The organism is Dyella sedimenti, assembly GCF_022760995.1.
GTDB classification, from domain to species: domain Bacteria; phylum Pseudomonadota; class Gammaproteobacteria; order Xanthomonadales; family Rhodanobacteraceae; genus Dyella; species Dyella sedimenti.
This window is the reverse complement of record NZ_JAKWJO010000001.1, coordinates 1-17,406: the sequence shown is the minus strand read 5'-3', so window position 1 is coordinate 17,406 and position 17,406 is coordinate 1. Positions and strand designations below refer to the sequence as shown.

Genomic DNA, 17,406 nt, shown 5'->3' with positions numbered 1-17,406 from the left:
AGGAGGACGCCATGAGCCGACACTACGACATCGAAAACAGCATCAACGGCGTCCGCGAACGGGTGAGCGACCGCGTGCGCCACTATGCCGACCAGGCCGCCGACCGCGCGGGCGATCTGATCGAGCGTGGCCGCGAGGCGCGCCGCCGTTTCGGGCACAACCGAGGCACCTATGCGCGGCGCCTCGGCCACGCCGCGGAGGATTTCGCCGACGAGGCGAACTACCAGTACCGCCGGCTGCGTCGCCATGTGTCGCGCCACCCGGTGGCCACCACCGCCATCATCGCCGGCACGGTGGGCGCGTTCTTCCTGCTGCGCCACCTGTTCCGCGGCCAGGACGAGGACTGAGGCTTGGCCCCGGTCCACGATAAAAAAACCCGCCGGAAGGCGGGTTTTTTCTTTCTCGCCCCGAAGGAAGCCCGGCGTCAGTGCGCGACCGGGGGCTGCGGCTTCTCCGTCGCTGCCGCCGAGGCCGCGGCGACGTTGGAGAAACGTCCGCCGTAGGGCAGCACTTCCGCCGCCAGCTTGGCATCGCCCTTGATGAGGCCCACCGCGTCGAACAGGATGTGCGCGGTTTCGTCCAGCTGCGGATCGGCCGCCTTCTTGGCGTCCTTCTCCTGCTTCAGCTCGGTCTTCAGGCTGCGCTCGTTGGCGTTGAGGCCATCGTCCAACGCCACCTCGTCGTCACCGTCCACATCGCCGTCGATGGCCTTGTGGCGGGCGCGGAAGTCGGCCTGGATGGCATCCAGCTCTTTGCGCTCGGTCTCGCGCTGGGCGAAGTTGAGCGAGATGGTGGTCTTGTCGCGCATCTTGCGGTACTGCGCCAGCTCGTCGAGCATCAGCTTCCAACCCGGCGCGGTGGCCGTGCGCGCATCGTGCTTGGCCTGCAACTGGCCCAGGTAGGCCTTCAGGTTCGCCACCGGCTTGTAGTCGGCCGGCGCGATCTGCGTCCACGGCAGCGCGTTGTCGTAGGTGGATTCGCCGAAGTCCTTCTCGTCACCGTTCCTGGGAAACTGGATGTCCGGCGTCACGCCCTTCAGCTGGGTGGAGCCACCGTTGATGCGGAAGAATTCCTGGATGGTCATCTTCAGCTCGCCGAACTGCGGCTTCTCGCTGTTGTTGCGGGTAAAGCGGTCCAGGTCCACCAGGTTCTGCACGGTGCCCTTGCCGAAGGTCGGCTGGCCGACGATCAGGCCGCGGCCGTAGTCCTGGATCGCCGCGGCGAAGATCTCCGAGGCCGAGGCGGAACCGCGGTTGACCAGCACGGCCATCGGGCCGCTCCAGGCCATGCCCGGCTCGTCGTCGCCCTGCACCTGCACCTCGCCGCGCGCATCGCGCACCTGCACCACCGGGCCCTGGTCGATGAACAGGCCGGTGAGGTCGTCGGCCTCGGCCAGCGAGCCGCCGCCGTTGTTGCGCAGGTCCATCACCACGCCTTCCACGCCCTCGGCCTTCAGTTCACCGAGCAGCTTGGCCACGTCGCGGGTGGCGCTCTTGAAGTTCTTGTCGCCCTCGCGGCGGGCCCCGAAGTCGGAGTAGAAGCTGGGCAGGTCGATCACGCCGATCTTGCGGGTGACGCCGGCGTCCTTGATCTCGATGACCTTCTTCTTGGCCGCCTGTTCCTCGATGCTCACCTTCTGGCGCACCAGGGTGACCAGCTCGTGCTTGCCGTCCACGCCGGCGTCGGCCGGCAGGATCTCCAGCCGCACGGTAGTGTCCTTCTTGCCGCGGATGCGCTTGACCACGTCGTCCACGCGCCAGCCGATCACGTCGACCATCGGGCCGCTGGTGCCCTCGCCGATCGCCACGATGCGGTCGCCGACGTGGACCTTGCCCGACTTGGCGGCCGGGCCGGCCGGCACCACCTCGCGGATCTGGGTGTATTCGTCGCGTGTCTGCAGCACCGCGCCGATGCCTTCCAGCGACAGCTTCATGGCGATGTCGAAGTTCTCCGCCGCGCGTGGACCGAGGTAGTCGGTGTGCGGGTCGGTGGATTCGGCATAGGCGTTCATGAAGGACTGGAACGCGTCCTCGCCGTCCAGTTGCCGCACGCGGTCGATGTAGCCGGCGTAGCGCTTGTCCAGCGTCTTGCGGATGTCGTCGTCGTTCTTGCCGGCGAGCTTCAGGCGCAGCCAGTCGTTCATGGTGCGCTCGCGCCACAGCGTGTCCAGCTCGGCCTGGTCCTTGGGCCACGGCGCATTCTTGCGGTCGTAGTTGTAGCTCTCGCTGGTCGAAAAGTCGAAGCCCTTGGCGAGCAGGCCGCGCGCATAGTTCATGCGCTCGATGGCGCGCTGCACGTAGAAGTTGAACAGCGAGAACGGGCCGGACAGGTCCTGGTTCCAGATGGCGTCGTCCAGCTGCGTCTTCAGCGGCTCGAACTTGGCCAGGTCCGCCTGGGTGAAGAACACCTTCTCGCCGTCGAGGCTGTCCAGGTAGGCCTTGTAGATCTTCTGCGACATCGCATCGTCAAGCGGCTGCGCGTCGTAGTGGAAGCGCGTGAGGAAGCGCGCGGAAAGCTGCGCCGCCTGCGCCTGGGTGACGGTGGCCTTGAGCGGCAGCGTGGAGAACTTGCGCGGCGCGTTGTCGTCGGCGAGGTCGGCGGCGGACTGCGCGTGGACACCGACGGCGGTGACGGCAAGGGCTAGCAGCAGGGCAAGCGAGGGGCGCAGTTTCATAGGGCCTTTAGACGTGCTGGGTGACGCCCGCGGCATGAGCCTGCAGGTCGGCATGGTAGGACGAGCGCACCAGCGGACCGGAGGCGACGTGATGGAAACCCATCGCCTCGCCGGCTTCGCGCAGCGTCTCGAATTCGTCCGGCGTCCAATAGCGGATCACCGGGTGGTGGTGCGGCGTGGGCTGCAGGTACTGGCCGATGGTAATCATCTCGACGTCATGCGTGCGCAAGTCGCGCATGGTTTCCAGCACCTGCTCCATCGTCTCGCCGAGGCCCAGCATGATGCCGGACTTGGTCGGCACGTCCGGGTGCTGCGCCTTGAAGCGCTTGAGCAGGTCCAGCGACCACTGGTAGTCCGCGCCCGGGCGCACCTCGCGGTAGAGGTGCGGCACGGTTTCCAGGTTGTGGTTGAACACGTCCGGTGGGAAGTCCTTGAGCACTTCCAGCGCGCGCTCCATGCGGCCCTTGCCGCGGAAATCGGGCGTGAGGATCTCGATCCGGATGTCCGGGCTGGCGTGGCGCACCGCGCGGATGCACGCGGCGAAATGCTCGGCGCCGCCGTCGCGCAGGTCGTCGCGGTCCACCGAGGTGATGACCACGTACTTCAGGCGCATGTCGCGGATGGTCTCGGCCAGCCGCGCCGGCTCCAGCGGATCGGGCGCGGCCGGGCGGCCGTGGGCCACGTCGCAGAACGAGCAGCGGCGGGTGCACACCTCACCCAGGATCATGAACGTCGCCGTGCCCTTGCTGAAGCACTCGTGGATGTTCGGGCAGGAGGCCTCCTCGCACACTGTGACCAGCGCGTTCTCGCGCAGGCGTGCCTTGAGCTGCTGCACGGCGTTGCCTTGCGGCAGGCGCACGCGGATCCAGCCCGGCTTGCGCAGCATGGGCTTGGCCGTGTCGAAGCCGGCACGGTTCAGCGCGATCTTGTCGTTGCCCAGCTGCTTGTCGGGCGCGCCGGCGACGACGCTGATCGGGATGGCCTTGGAGGTGGACATATCGCTCATGTAGGCAGACTCAGACCGCTACGCGAGCGGGTAGTTCAGGGAGGATGGGGGCGGCCGGCTCGGCATCGAAGCCGAACTGGCGGCAGAACTCCTCCACCAGCGCGTCCTCGACGTCCGCCAGGCGCGACGGACCACCCAAGTCTAGCACCTGCGTGACGGCCAAGCCCTTGTAGCCGCAAGGATTGATGCGGTGGTAAGGCTCCAGGTCCATGTCCACGTTGAAGGCCAGGCCGTGGAAACTGCAGCCCCGGCGCACCCGCAGGCCCAGCGCGGCCACCTTGGCGCCCGCCACGTACACGCCGGGAGCGCCCTCCACGCGCTCGGCGCCGATGTTCCAGTGCGCCAGCGTGTCGATGATGGCCTGTTCGATCTTGTGGACCAGCTCGCGCACGCCCACCCCGGCCCGGCGCAGGTCGATCATCGGATAGGCCACGATCTGGCCGGGACCGTGGTAGGTGACCTGGCCGCCGCGATCCACATGGATCACCGGGATATCGCCCGGCGCCAGCACATGCTCGGTCTTGCCGGCCTGCCCCAAGGTGAACACCGGGTCGTGCTCCAGCAGCCACAGCTCGTCGGTCGTGTCGGGGCCGCGGTTGTTGGTGAACTGGCTCATCGCCTCCCAGGTCGCTTCATAGGGCTGGCGACCGAGGCGACGGACTTTGAGCGGGAGGGACATGGCGGGACCTTGGGGAAAGGGATGCCTGGGACAGGTGCGGGCGGTCGGTGGGGAAGCCAAGTGGCCGGCGGTGGGAGGCTAGAGGTTAGGGGTGAGTAGCGCGGGCGCAAGCTCTCACCCTCGGCCAGGCCGAAAGGCATGGGCTGGCACCCTCGCTACTCACCCCAAACCCCTGAACTCACAGCGTGTAGCGGATATCGGGATCGGCGCGCAGCACGGCGTGCGCCAGGTCGTACTGCTCGCGGGTATCGCAGCGGAAGCTCACCGTCACCGAGATGAAGTTGCCTTCGCGCGAATGGCGGTGCTTGACCGTCTCATGCAGCACGGCCACGCCGATGCCGGCCAGGATATGCGGCACGCGGGCCTTCAGGTCCGCGCTGGCATTGCCCATGGCGGTGATCTCGAACTCGCCCGGAAACTGGAAGCCCTGGCCTTCGTGCTGGGGCTGGATGGAATCGACGTCGCGCATCGCGGTCACCTCCTCACTTCTGGTCCGGCTTCTTGTCGCTGTGGAACCACAGCAGGATGCTGTCCCACAGGCGGCCGAAGAACCCGGCCTGGGGCGCATCGGCCAAGGCGATCAGCGGCACGTTCTGTACCGGCTGGCCATCCTGGGTGATGCGCAGCGTGCCGACCTGCTGGCCCTTGGTGAACGGCGCGACCAGCGTGGCCGGAATGTCCATGGTGGCCTTGAGCTTGTCGTAGTCGCCGCGCTTGACGGTGACCAGCACATCGCTGTCCACGCCCAGCGGCAACTGGTTGGCCTGGCCCTTCCACAGGCGCGGCGTGGTCAGCGCCTTGCCGGCGTCGTACAGCTTGTGGGTCTCGTAGAAGCGGAAGCCGTAGTTGAGCAGGGCCATGGCCGAGTCGGCGCGGGCCTTCTCGCTGCTGGAGCCCATCACGATGGCGATCATGCGCGAGTCGCCCTGCTTGGCCGAGGCGGCCAGGCAGAAGCCGGCGGCGGCGGTATGGCCGGTCTTGATGCCGTCCACGGTCGGGTCGCGCCACAGCAGCAGGTTGCGGTTGTGCTGCTTGATGCCGTTCCACTCGAACTCCTTGATCGCCGAGATCGCGTAGTCCTCGGGGAAATCATGGATCAGCGCGCGGGACAGGATCGCCACGTCGCGCGCCGTGGTGTAGTGGTTGGCGATCGGGTAGCCCGAGGCGTTCTGGAAGTTGGAATTGACCATGCCCAGCTGCTTGGCATAGGCATTCATCAGGTTGGCGAAGGCGGGCTCGGAACCGGCGGTGTGCTCGGCCAGGGCGATCGCCGCGTCATTGCCGGACTGGATGATCAGGCCATACAGCAGGTCCTTCAGCGGCACCTGGCTGTTGAGCTTGAGGAAGCTGGTGGAGCCGTCGGTGCCCGCGCCGCCGCCGCGCCAGGCGTTCTCGCTGATGGTGACCGGGTCGGTCATCTTGATCTTGCCGTTGGCGATCTCGGCCGAGACCACGTAGTCGGTCATGATCTTGGTGATCGATGCCGGCTCCAGGCGCGCGTCGGGATCCTTGGAGGCCAGCACCTGGCCGGTGGCGTAGTCCATCAGCACCCAGGCCTTGCCGTCCACGTCCGGCGGCGGCGGCACTGGCGCCTCGGGCATCACCGGGCGCGGTACCGGCGCGGGCTTCGGCGGCAGCTGCTGGGCGACGGCGGTGCCGACGACCAGGGCGGCGACGGCAAGCGAGGACAGGGTACGGCGGATCAGGTTCATCGTTCGGTTCAATCCAATGCTGAAAGGCGGCGCCGAAGGCGCCGCGAGAATGCCAATGCGTCAGTCTACCGCGACCTGCGGCCGGGGCAGCCCCATGCCCTCGATGCGCGAGGTGACATCGTCGGCCTGGTCGACGCTGGCGAGCGGCCCCACCCGCACGCGCCGGATGGCGCGGCCGTTGATTTGGGCATCCACCACCTGTACCGGCGCAAAATTGGCCGCGCGCAACTGCCGCGCCACCCGCTCGGCATTGCCGACGTCGGAGAATGCGCCCACCTGCAGGTAAATCCCGGGCCCGGGACTGGCCGGCCTGGGCGGCGATGGTGGCGGCGGCAGGGCCTGTGCGGTCAGCGGCCGCGACGGGTCGATCGCACGCACCTCGACCAGGCCGGTGCCCTTGGGCCAGACGCCGATCTTCACCGCGGCGGCGAAGGACAGGTCGATCAGGCGGTTCTCGTGGAACGGGCCGCGGTCGTTGATGCGCACGATCACGCTCTTGCCGTTCTCCAGGTTGGTCACGCGCGCATAGCTGGGCAGCGGCAGGGTCTTGTGCGCGGCGGTGAACTGGTACATGTCGTAGTCCTCGAGGCTCGAGGTCTTGTACCCGTGAAACTTGTTGCCGTAGAACGAGGCGATGCCGCGCTCCACGTAGCCGGCGGGGCTGGGCAGCACGGTATAGGTCTGGCCAAGCACGGTGTAGGGCGACTTGTTGCCGTACAGCGACAGCGGCTCGACCTTGGGCACCGGCTCGGGCAGCTTGCTCACGTCCGGCGGCGGACCGCCGGGCACGCTGTCGGCGCCGTCGCGGTAGCGGCTGCTCTGCGGACGGCTGGTGTCGTCGTAGACGCCACCGCGCGAGGCGCTGCTGCTGCCGCCCCGCGACGGCCCGCCGCCCTGGCCAGCGGCGGGCCGCGTCTTGCCGCCGCTGCAACCGGCCAGCAAGGCGATCAGCAGGAGCGGCAACGCCAGCCGCCAGTTCATGGCGCGGTGTCCGTGGCGTTCGCCCCGGCGATGATCGCCTGGGCCAGCTGGTGCACCGCCAGCGCATATAGCGGACTGCGGTTATAGGTGGTGATCACGTAGAAATTCTGGAAGGTGAACCAGTATTCGGCGCCGTTCTCGCCATCCAGCGACTGCAGGCTGGCGGCTTCGCCGGGATTGAGCGGCTGCACCGGCGCATAGCCCCACGCCTCCAGCTGTTCGAGCGGCCACTGTGGCCGGGCATCCTTCACCGTGATGGGGCGCGCCGCGCCATCGGCCTGGGCGCGCGCCGCCACCGGCCCGCCCTGCTGCCAACCGTGCCTGGCGAAATAATTGGCTACGCTGGCGAAGATGTCGGGCAGCGAGTTCTTCAGGTCGATGCGGCCGTCGCCGTCCGCGTCCACCGCGAAGTCGCGGATGCTGGACGGCATGAACTGGCCCCAGCCCTGGGCACCCGCGTAGGAGCCGGTGAGCGTGTCCAGCGGGCCCGCCAGGCGGTTGTCCGGCAGCTCCAGCAGGGTCTTGAGTTCGCCCCGGAAGTACGCGGCGCGCGGTGGGTAGTACAGGCCCAGCGTCACCAGCGCGTCGAGCACCTTGTACTTGCCGGTGATGCGGCCGTAGGAGGTCTCCACGCCGATGATCGCCACGATGTATTCCGGCGCCACGCCGTACTGCCGGCCGATGCTTTCCAGCAGGGCGCGGTGCGCGCGGTAGAAGGCGATGCCGTCGTCGATGCGCTGGGTCGTGAGGAAGATCGGCCGGTAGTCCTTCCACGGCTTGGCCTCGGCCGGGCGGCTGATCGCATCGAGGATGCTCTGCTGTTTCCTGGCGCCGTCCAGCAGTGCGTTGAGGGACTGTGGATCCTTGCCGGTGTCCCTGGCGACTTCGCCGACCAACTGCTCCTGCCCGGGATGGGTTTCAGCGAGGACCGGCAAACATGCCGTGGCGAGGAGGAGGCCCAGCGTGGCGACGAGGCGGCGAGTCGGGAGCGACGCGGGAATCGAGGGCATGTATGACTTCGCTGTCATGAACGGCTTCGATGCGAAGCCTAGCATGCAAGCACGCGAAAACCGGCTCTTCCGGCGCGCCATTCCCGCGTCGCGGACGGGCACGCTTCAGTCGTGCACCTTGCGGTTGGCATGGATCGACATCAGCACGCCGAAGCCGGTCAAGAGCGACACCGCCGAGGTGCCGCCGTAGCTCACCAGCGGCATCGGCACGCCCACCACCGGCAGCATGCCGGCGACCATGCCGCCATTGACGAACACGTATACGAAGAAGCTCATGCCGATGGCGCCAGCCAGCAGGCGCGAATAGGTATCGCGCGCCTCCATGGCGATCCACAGGCAACGGCCGATGATGAAGGCGTACAGCAGCATCAGGGCGGCCACGCCGACCAGGCCGAACTCCTCGGAGAACACCGCGAAGATGAAGTCGGTGGTGTGCTCGGGCAGGAAATCCAGCCGCGACTGCGTGCCGTGCTGCCAGCCACGGCCGAACATGCCGCCGGAACCCACCGCGATCTGCGACTGGATGATGTGCCAGCCGTTGCCCAGCGGATCCGACTCGGGGTCCAGCAGGGTGCGCACGCGGTTGCGCTGGTACTCGTGCAGGAAATGCCAGGCCACCGGGACCATCGCGCCCACCGCCGCCAGCAGGCTGCCGATCTTCCACCAGGCCATGCCGGACAGGAACAGCGCGAAGGCGCCCGCCGCGGAGACCAGCAGGGCGGTGCCCAGGTCCGGCTGCTCGGCGATCAGGCCGGCCGGTATGGCGATCAGCAGGCCCACCGCCACGATGTCCTTCCAACTCGGCGGCAACTGGCGCGGATGCAGGTACCAGGCCACCATCATCGGCATGGTGAGCTTGAGCAGCTCCGAGGGCTGAAACGACAGCACGCCCAGGTCCAGCCAGCGCTTGGAGCCGCTGCGCACCTCGCCCAGCGTCGCCACCACCAACAGCAGGGCGACGCTGCCGGCGTACAGCCAGGGCGTCCAGCTGCGCAGCACCGAAGGCGGGATGCGCGAAATCAGCAGAAGCAGCGCCCCCCCCATCACGAAGCGGCCGGCCTGGCCGACGATCATGGTCATGCTGCCGCCGCTGGCGCTGTACAGCGTGGCCAGTCCCACACCGGCCAGCAGTAGCAGGCCGAAGGCCAGCGGCAGGTCGATGCGCGGCCGCGTCATCATGCGGCGCAGGACCCGCTGCAGGCGAACCTGGAGAGCGTCGATCATGGGTTGCCTCCATCCTCGGGCGTGGCGGTGCTGGCGCTGTCGGCGGGCATGGCGGACAGGTCGGCGGGCGTGGCCACGGGGGTATCCTCGGGGACATCCGGGACGCTTGATGCCGGGCCCGGCGCGGTTTCCGGCGTGGCCCTGGGTGGCACCGACCCGCCCGTCGCGACGATCCAGGCCTCCATCACCTTGCGCACGATGGGACCGGCGTCGTCCGCGCCCCAGGCACCGGCTTCCAGCATGGCCACCACCGCGATGCGCGGCGCATCGACCGGCGTGTAGGCCATGAACCAGGCGCGGTGGCGCGCGGCAAGGTACGCGGTGTTCTTGTTGGTGTCGTAGTCGTTGCTGCGGCGGGAGAAACGCTCGGCGGTGCCGCTCTTGCCGGCCACCACGTAGGGGAATCCGATAAAGACGCGCTTGCCCGTACCCCCCGTCACCACCGCTTCCATGCCCTGGTTCACCACGTTCCAGTCATTGGGCTTGCGGATCAACGAGGGGCCAGCGGGCGGATTGGGCAGCGGCACCGGCCGTTCCTTGACCGCGGAAGTGGCCATCACCAGTCGCGGCGCATACGGCACGCCATGGCCGGCGAAAGTGGCGATGGCGTGGGCCAGCTGCAAGGAAGTGACGTTCCAGTAACCCTGGCCGATGCCCGCGATGATCGTTTCACCCTGGAACCACGGGTATTTGCTGCGCGCGGCCTTCCATTCGCGCGAGGGCAGGATACCCTCGGCCTCGCCCAGCAGGTCGATGCCGGTCTTCCTGCCGAAGCCCAGGCCGCCCATCCAACTGGCGAGCCGGTCGATGCCCATGTCCAGGGCGAGCTTGTAGAAGTACGTGTTGGTGGACTTCTCGATCGCACGCACCATGTTCACCGTGCCATCGCCGCCACGGGTATCGTCGCGATAGCAACGCTGCTGTCCAGGTATGCAGAACTCGCCCGTGGACAGCACCGTGTCCTCGGGCCGGCGGATGCCCAACTCCAGGCCGCCCAGCGCCAGGAACGGCTTCACCGTCGAGCCCGGCGGGTAGGCGCTCTTCAACGCGCGGTTGAGCAGCGGCTTGTCCTCGGCATTCATGTAGGCGGCGTAGTCGGCCTTGCTGATGCCGTTGACGAACAAGTTGGGGTCGAAGCTGGGCACGCTGACCATCGCCAGCACCTGCCCGTTGCGCGGGTCGATCGCCACCGCCGAGCCCGGGCGCCCGTCGAAGGCTTCCGTGGCGGCCTTCTGCACGCGCGCGTCGATGCTCAGGTACAGGTTCTTGCCGGGTACCGGCGGATGCGTCTCCAGCACGCGCTGCACGCGCCCGTCCGCATTCACCTCGACCAGCTCGTAGCCCGGCTCGCCGTGCAGCACGTCCTCGTAGGAGCGCTCCAGCCCGCTGCGGCCCACATGGCTGGTGCCCTTGTAGCGGTCGGCATCGAGCCGGTTCAGGTCGTCCGCGTCGATGCGTCCCACATAGCCCACCACGTGCGCGAACAGCGGCCCGAACGGGTAGCGGCGGGTCAGGTAGGGCACCACGTCCACGCCGGGAAAACGCCAGCGGTTGATGGCGAAACGGGCGATCTCGTCCTCGGTGAGGTGCAGCTTCAGCGGCACGCTGTCGAAACGGCGGTTCTGCTTGAGCTGCTTCCGGAAGGTCTCGATGTCGTCCTCGCCCAGCGGCACCACGTCGCGGATGGCCGACAGCATCGCCTTCATGTCCGGCACCTGCTCGGGCACCACTTCCAGCCGGAACGCCGGCACGTTGTCGGCCAGCAGCACGCCGTTGCGATCGTAGATCAGGCCACGCGCCGGCGGGATCGCCCGTGGTTTCACGCGGTTGTTGTCCGAGCGCAGGGCAAACTCGTCGTGGCGCTGCACCTGCAGGTAGTAGTAGCGCGCCACCAGGGCGCACAACCCCATCAGGATCAGCAGGAAGCCGACCAGCGCGCGCACGCGGAACAGGCTGCTTTCGCCGCGGGTATCCTTGATCGAGCGCCGATGCCTCGCCATGGCGCTACTGGATGCGCAGGCGCATGCGCAGGTCGTCCATGAGCAGGAACAGGAACGGCCACAGCGCGGCGCCGATGAATGGCGAGATCCACCAGTTGGCCGGCGGCAGCGATTCACCCGCGAAGGTGCGCACGATCAGCAACAGCACGCGATCGTTGAGCAGCAAGGCCAGCACGGCCAGGGTCTGCTGCCACATCGGGAAGAAACGCAGGCGAGAGCGGAAGCGCAGGGCGATGAACACCAGCGCGCACAGGCGCATGGCCTGCTCGCCCAGCAGCACGCCGTCGAGCAGGTCCGCGCACAGGCCCACCACGAAGGCCAGGCCCAGGGTCACGCGCTCGCCCGATTCCAGCGACCAGTAAAGCAGGAACAGCGCCGGCCAGTACGGCTTGAACGGCTGCAGCGGCGCCGGCAGCGGCACCATCATGGACAGCACGGAAAACGCCAGCGTGCCGGCAAACCACAGCAGGCTGATCCTGGGCTTGCTCATGGCTGCACCGGTGGCGTGGCGGCGGTCGAGGCGGGCGGGGCCGCATCGCGCGGCGGCGTGGCGCTGCTCGACGGCGAGGCGGGTGGGGCCAGGTCGGCCGGCGGCCCGGCGGGCGCCACCGGCTCGGGCGGCCCCACCGGCTCGGCCAGGTCATGCAGCAGCAGCACGTCCTCGCTGCGGTCCAGGTCCGCCATGGGGCGGGCGCGGCCTTCCAGGAACATGCCGGAGGCCGCCGGCTCCACGCTGCGGATCTCGCCCACCGGGAAGCCCGGCGGGAAGCGGCCGCCCAGGCCGGAGGTCAGCAGCTTGTCACCCGGATGCACGTCGGCCGCCATGGAAATGTTGGGGAGACTCAACAGGTCGCCGTCGCGCGAGCCGTAGGCGATGGTGCGCAGGCCGGTGCGCTCGACCACCACCGGGATGGCATGCTCCGGATCGGTCACCAGCATCACCAGCGACGTACGCGGCATCACCTGCACCACCTGCCCGATCACCCCGTGGGCATCGATCACCACCTGCCCGCTCTTCACCCCGTCGCGGGCGCCGACGTTGAGCATCATGCGGTGGCTGTAGGCGCCCAGGTCCACGTCGATCACGCGGGCCAACTGTACATTGAGCTCCAGGCTGTGCTGGGTGTCCAGCAGCTCCTTCAGGCGCTGGTTCTGCTCGGCCACCGCCGCCATGCGGTTGAGCTTGGCGTTGGCCAGCAGCAGGTCCTCGCGCAGGCGCTGGTTCTGCTCGGTGAGCATCTTGCGGTCGGAGAACGCCACGCTGGCCGCGCGCATGCCGGTGGCCGGCAGGCTGGCCAGCCGGTAGATCGGCTCGACCAGCACCGAGGTGGTGTAGCGCAGGCGCCAGATCCAGCCGTTGCGATGGTCCAGCACCATCAGCACCATGGCCAGGGCGAGATAAACGATGAGCCTGAGCGTGCCGGCGACCGTGCCGGCGAAAAGGGGCGAGGATTCCTCGCGCGCGAGCGCCATGGCCCCTGTGGCTTATTCGGGAGCGAAGAAATCGCTGCCGTGCTGATCGATCAGCTCCAGCGCCTTGCCGCCGCCACGGGCCACGCAGGTCAGCGGCTCGTCGGCCACCTGCACGTGCAGGCCGGTTTCCTCGGAGATCAGGCGGTCCAGGTCGCGCAGCAAGGCGCCGCCGCCGGTCAGCACGATGCCCCGCTCGGCCACGTCCGAGCACAGCTCCGGCGGGGTCTGCTCCAGCGCCGACTTCACCGCCGCCACGATGCCCGACAGCGGCTCGTGCAGGGCCTCCAGCACTTCGTTGGAGTTGATGGTGAACATGCGCGGCACGCCCTCGGCCAGGTTACGGCCGGAGATCTCGATTTCCTTCACGTTCGTCTGGGGGAAGGCGCAGCCGATTTCCAGCTTGATGCGCTCGGCGGTCGATTCGCCGATCAGCGTGCCGTGGTTGCGGCGCACGTAGTTGATGATCGCCTCGTCGAAGCGGTCGCCGCCCACGCGCACGGACTGCGAGTAGACGATGCCGTTGAGCGAGATCACCGCCACCTCGGAGGTGCCGCCACCGATGTCCAGCACCATCGAGCCGCGCGCCTCGTGCACCGGGATGCCGGCGCCGATCGCGGCGGCCATCGGCTCCTCGATCAGGAACACGTCGCGGGCACCGGCGCCTTCGGCCGATTCCTTGATGGCGCGGCGCTCCACCTGAGTCGAGCCGCAGGGCACGCAGACCAGCACGCGCGGGCTGGGCCGCAGCATGCGCGAGCGGTGCACCTGCTTGATGAAGTGCTGCAGCATCGCCTCGGTCATCGAGAAGTTGGCGATCACGCCGTCCTTCATCGGACGCACCGTGGCGATGTTGCCCGGCGTGCGACCCAGCATGCGCTTGGCCTCGCTGCCCACCGCCGCGACGGCACGCGGGCCGCCCGGGCCGCGGTCCTGGCGGATGGCCACCACCGACGGTTCGTTCAGGACGATGCCCTGGCCCCGCACGTAGATGAGCGTGTTGGCCGTGCCGAGGTCGATCGAAATGTCGTTGGAGAAAAATCCGCGAAACTTCTTGAACATGGGTCCGCCGCGCGCCGGCTCTGGTTAAAAAGTAAGCGCGCCAGTCTAGTCAGCAAACCCCCGGATCGCAAGGACAATCTCGTTAAGAAAGCCTTTGCGTACGCGGTGATATGCGCGTTTTCGAAATACCGTCTCGCCATCGCCGCGCAGGGGAAAGTCGCGGCCAGGCCCTGATGCCGGTATCATCGGGAACTTTGAGCCGGACCGTCGCCACGCCGTCCGGCCTGCCCGTCCACTGCCAGGGAACTGCCTCGCGCCATGTCTGCCGTCATCTGCGGATCGCTTGCCTACGACACCATCATGGTGTTCCAGGACCAGTTCAAGAACCATATCCTGCCCGACCAGGTGCATATCCTGAACGTCTCGTTCCTGGTACCGCGGATGCGCCGCGAGTTCGGCGGCTGCGCCGGCAACATCGCCTACAACCTCAAGCTGCTGGGCGCCGACCCGCTGCCGGTCGCCACCGTCGGCCAGGATTTCGGCCCGTACCGCGCCCACATGGAGAAGTTCGGCATCCGCCTGGACTACGTGCGCGAGTTCGCCGACCAGTTCACCCCGCAGTGCTTCATCACCACGGACCTGGACAACAACCAGATCACCGCCTTCCATCCGGGCGCCATGCTGAGCGCGCACACCAACCACGTGCGCGACATCCCGGAGATCAGCTTCGCCATCGTGGCGCCGGACAGCCGCGACGCGATGCTGCAGCACGTGGACGAATTCGCCGCGCGCAACGTGCCCTTCATCTTCGATCCCGGCCAGGCGATGCCGCTGTTCGATGGCGCCGAGTTCCGCGCCATGATCGAGAAGGCCACCTACGTCATCGTCAACGACTACGAATCGCAGCTGCTGCAGCAGCGCACCGGTTGGAACGCGCAAGACATCGCCTCGCGCGTGACGGCCTATATCGTGACGCAGGGCCCGCGCGGCTCGCTGATCCATACCGACGGCACCATCCATGAAATCCCCGCCGCCCGCGAACGCCAGGTGGTCGACCCGACCGGCTGCGGCGACGCTTATCGCGCGGGACTGATCTTCGGCATCATGAAGGGCAAGGACTGGCCGACCGTCGGCCGCATGGCCTCGCTGATGGGCGCGCTGAAGGTGGAACACCCCGGCACGCAGAACCAGCGCTTCGACTATGCGCAGTTCACGGCGGAGTTCAAGGAGCAGTTCGGCTACGGGCTGGACTGAGCTCGCGGTCTACATCCCGCAACGGGCCGTCATCCCAGCGTGAGCCGGGACGACGGGGCCTCGCACCCGCACCACCCTATTCCACGCGAAATCCCATCGTGGCGTTCACCGCCTCCCGCCAGCCGCGATAGAGGCGGGCACGCTCCGCCTCCGGCATCGCCGGCATAAAGCGCCGGTCCACCTGCCATAGGCCGGCAATTTCCTCGCAGTCCTGCCAGAACCCGACCGCCAATCCCGCCAGGTAGGCCGCGCCCAGCGCCGTGGTCTCCTGCACCCGCGGACGCAGCACCGGCACACCCAGCATGTCGCTCTGGAACTGCGCCATGAAGTCATTGGCGATGGCGCCGCCGTCGGCGCGCAGTTCCTTCAGCGCCATACCTGCATCGGCCTCCATCGCCGTGAGCACGTCGCGCGACTGGTAGGCCATCGACTCCAGCGCCGCCCGTACGAAATGCTCCTTGCGGGTGCCGCGGCTCAGGCCGAACACCGCGCCGCGCACGTCGCTGCGCCAATAGGGCGCGCCCAACCCGACGAAGGCAGGCACCATATAGACGCCATCGCTGGACGCCACTCGCTCGGCATAGGCCTGGGAGTCGCTCGCCTTGCCCAGCATGCGAAGGCCGTCGCGCAGCCATTGGATCACCGAGCCGGCCACGAAGATGCTGCCCTCGAGGGCATAGTCCACGCGATCGCCCAATTGCCAGGCAATCGTGGAAAGCAGGCCATGCCTGGACGGCACCGCCTGCCCGCCGGTGTTCATCAGCATGAAGCAGCCGGTGCCATAGGTGTTCTTGGCCATGCCCGGCGCGAAGCAGGCCTGGCCGAACAGCGCAGCCTGCTGGTCGCCGGCGACACCCGCGATGGGCACGCTGGCGCCGAAGAATTGCGAGGGCGCCGTATTCGCGTAGACCTCGCTGCTGGAACGCACCTCCGGCAGCATCGCGGCGGGAATATCCAGGATCGCCAGCAGGTCGTCGTCCCAGCGGCGGCGATGGATGTCGTAGAGCAGGGTGCGCGCGGCGTTGCTCGCATCGGTGACATGCGCCGCCCCGCCGCTGAGGTTCCAGATCAGCCAGCTGTCGATGGTGCCGAACAGCAGTTCGCCACGTTCGGCGCGTGCCTGGGCGCCTTCCACTCGATCGAGGATCCAACGCAGCTTGGTAGCCGAGAAATAGGCGTCGATCAGCAACCCGGTACGCTCCCGCACGAGCGGCTCGTAGCCATCCCGCCGCAACCGTTCGCAGATATCCGCGCTCTGCCGCGACTGCCACACGATGGCGTGATGGATGGGCTGCCCGGTAGCGCGATCCCATACCAGGGTCGTCTCGCGCTGGTTGGTGATGCCGATGGCGGCGATCTCGCCGAGCTCGACCTGGGTATTGGCCAGCAGCTCCGTGACCGTGACCAGTACGCTGGTCAGGATCTCGCGCGGATTGTGCTCGACCCAGCCAGGCTGCGGGAAAATCTGCGCGAACTCGCGCTGCGCCGAACCGACGACCGAGCCTGCGCGATCGAACAGGATCGCACGGGAACTGGTGGTGCCTTGGTCCAGGGCCAGGATGTAACGCCGTTCCACGCTACCACGCTCCACACACCCGTGATCGAGGCGCAAGCGTAGCAACAACCGGTACGCTGGGACGACTCGCCGGCTCAGTGGTCGGCCGCTCTCGCTCCCGGTTGCATGATGCGATCGATAAAGGCCAGGGCCAGCGCGGATACCACGAACGCCAGATGCAGCAGTACCTGCCACATGATGGTCTGTGGATTGAGCGAATCCGCCTTGATGAAGGTAGCCAGCAGGTGGATCGAAGAAATGCCGATGATCGCCATCGCGAGCTTCACCTTGAGCACCGTGGCGTTCACATGCGACAACCATTCGGGCTGGTCCGGATGGCCGTCCAGATTCAGGCGCGACACGAAGGTCTCATAGCCGCCCACGATCACCATCACCAACAGGTTGGAAATCATCACCACGTCGATCAGGCCCAGCACCGTCAACATGATGGTGGTCTCGGCGCTTTCCGCGCCTGCACCTTCGACGACATGGCCCAACAGCGTGGCATCCGCCAGGTGCCACAGTTCGCGCAGGAACTGCACGACATAGATCGCCTGGGCCACGATCAGGCCCAGGTAAAGCGGCAGCTGCAGCCAGCGCGAGGAAAAGATCAGATAGGGGAGCGGACCGAGGCGGCTCTTGCGGGGAGTCGTCATATGCGTCACGGCAAGGAAGGGATCGCCGATGATCGCAAATTTTTACGCGCTGTGGCAGCGCAGCCGGTCGAACCATTCAGTCCACGGCCAGAGCAAGCCCAGCCGTCGCTGCCGACATCGGCCATGCCAGGCGAGGGTAACGTGTCCGCACCCGCCATCGTCGCGCCCAAAGAGAAACGCCTT

17 protein-coding genes are annotated in these 17,406 nt (G+C 67.5%); 3 read left to right on the top strand and 14 right to left on the bottom strand.

Translation table 11 applies throughout. The annotated features are described in order from the left end of the window. Positions 1 to 11 precede the first annotated feature (11 nt). Entirely contained in the window at positions 12 to 347 is a 336-nt protein-coding gene (locus MJ605_RS00085) for a hypothetical protein (RefSeq protein ID WP_243038652.1), read from the top strand. A 77-nt stretch (positions 348 to 424) separates the two neighbouring features. Here MJ605_RS00085 and MJ605_RS00080 read toward each other — a convergent pair whose 3' ends face one another. The 12 genes from MJ605_RS00080 to MJ605_RS00025 all read right to left on the bottom strand — a co-directional run bounded on the left by MJ605_RS00080 (position 425) and on the right by MJ605_RS00025 (position 13,818). Beyond that, positions 425 to 2,674: a carboxy terminal-processing peptidase gene (locus tag MJ605_RS00080; protein ID WP_243038646.1), complete on the bottom strand. Its 2,250-nt coding sequence runs from the start codon at positions 2,672 to 2,674 to the stop codon at positions 425 to 427. A gap of 7 nt (positions 2,675 to 2,681) precedes the next feature. Then, a complete protein-coding gene (gene lipA, locus MJ605_RS00075; RefSeq protein WP_243038645.1) occupies positions 2,682 to 3,680 on the bottom strand; it encodes a lipoyl synthase in 999 nt (332 codons plus the stop codon). 10 nt (positions 3,681 to 3,690) lie between these two features. Further along, positions 3,691 to 4,359, bottom strand: coding sequence for a lipoyl(octanoyl) transferase LipB (lipB, locus tag MJ605_RS00070; RefSeq protein WP_243038643.1), 669 nt, complete (start codon positions 4,357 to 4,359; stop codon positions 3,691 to 3,693). 178 nt (positions 4,360 to 4,537) lie between these two features. Next, on the bottom strand, positions 4,538 to 4,828 hold the full coding sequence (locus MJ605_RS00065) for a DUF493 family protein (protein WP_243038641.1): 291 nt from the start codon (positions 4,826 to 4,828) through the stop codon (positions 4,538 to 4,540). A 13-nt stretch (positions 4,829 to 4,841) separates the two neighbouring features. After that, entirely contained in the window at positions 4,842 to 6,071 is a 1,230-nt protein-coding gene (locus MJ605_RS00060; protein ID WP_243038639.1) for a D-alanyl-D-alanine carboxypeptidase family protein, read from the bottom strand. A 60-nt stretch (positions 6,072 to 6,131) separates the two neighbouring features. Beyond that, complete coding sequence (locus MJ605_RS00055) at positions 6,132 to 7,052, bottom strand: septal ring lytic transglycosylase RlpA family protein (protein ID WP_243038637.1); 921 nt, start codon at positions 7,050 to 7,052, stop codon at positions 6,132 to 6,134. Beyond that, on the bottom strand, positions 7,049 to 8,062 hold the full coding sequence (mltB, locus tag MJ605_RS00050) for a lytic murein transglycosylase B (RefSeq protein ID WP_243039987.1): 1,014 nt from the start codon (positions 8,060 to 8,062) through the stop codon (positions 7,049 to 7,051). The genes MJ605_RS00055 and mltB overlap by 4 nt, the downstream gene beginning before the upstream one ends. Before the next feature lie 105 nt (positions 8,063 to 8,167). Then, positions 8,168 to 9,286, bottom strand: a complete 1,119-nt coding sequence (gene rodA, locus MJ605_RS00045; protein ID WP_243038635.1) for a rod shape-determining protein RodA — start codon at positions 9,284 to 9,286, stop codon at positions 8,168 to 8,170. Further along, the gene (gene mrdA / locus MJ605_RS00040) at positions 9,283 to 11,286 is read right to left on the bottom strand and encodes a penicillin-binding protein 2 (RefSeq protein WP_243038633.1); all 2,004 of its coding nucleotides are present in this window, start codon (positions 11,284 to 11,286) and stop codon (positions 9,283 to 9,285) included. The genes rodA and mrdA overlap by 4 nt, the downstream gene beginning before the upstream one ends. 4 nt (positions 11,287 to 11,290) lie before the next feature. Continuing rightward, positions 11,291 to 11,776, bottom strand: a complete 486-nt coding sequence (gene mreD / locus MJ605_RS00035; protein ID WP_243038631.1) for a rod shape-determining protein MreD — start codon at positions 11,774 to 11,776, stop codon at positions 11,291 to 11,293. Then, positions 11,773 to 12,759 carry a rod shape-determining protein MreC gene (gene mreC, locus MJ605_RS00030; protein WP_243038629.1) on the bottom strand — a complete coding sequence of 329 codons (987 nt, stop codon included), beginning with the start codon at positions 12,757 to 12,759 and terminating at the stop codon, positions 11,773 to 11,775. The genes mreD and mreC overlap by 4 nt, the downstream gene beginning before the upstream one ends. Positions 12,760 to 12,771: 12 nt before the next feature. After that, positions 12,772 to 13,818 (bottom strand): rod shape-determining protein, encoded by a 1,047-nt coding sequence (locus MJ605_RS00025; protein WP_114826925.1) that lies wholly within the window; start codon positions 13,816 to 13,818, stop codon positions 12,772 to 12,774. Between the two features lie 258 nt (positions 13,819 to 14,076). On the opposite strand from MJ605_RS00025, the gene MJ605_RS00020 reads away from it, so the two are divergent. After that, a complete protein-coding gene (locus MJ605_RS00020; protein WP_243038627.1) occupies positions 14,077 to 15,012 on the top strand; it encodes a carbohydrate kinase family protein in 936 nt (311 codons plus the stop codon). Between the two features lie 76 nt (positions 15,013 to 15,088). Here the strand turns inward: MJ605_RS00020 and glpK are convergent, their stop codons facing one another. Both glpK and MJ605_RS00010 read right to left on the bottom strand, forming a co-directional pair. Then, a complete protein-coding gene (gene glpK / locus MJ605_RS00015; protein ID WP_243038626.1) occupies positions 15,089 to 16,588 on the bottom strand; it encodes a glycerol kinase GlpK in 1,500 nt (499 codons plus the stop codon). Between the two features lie 74 nt (positions 16,589 to 16,662). Continuing rightward, positions 16,663 to 17,223, bottom strand: a complete 561-nt coding sequence (locus MJ605_RS00010) for a TIGR00645 family protein (RefSeq protein ID WP_243038624.1) — start codon at positions 17,221 to 17,223, stop codon at positions 16,663 to 16,665. Here MJ605_RS00010 and MJ605_RS00005 point away from each other — a divergent pair. Then, on the top strand, positions 17,224 to 17,406 hold a 183-nt coding region (locus tag MJ605_RS00005), incomplete at its 3' end, for a hypothetical protein (protein ID WP_243038622.1). It lies immediately after the preceding gene.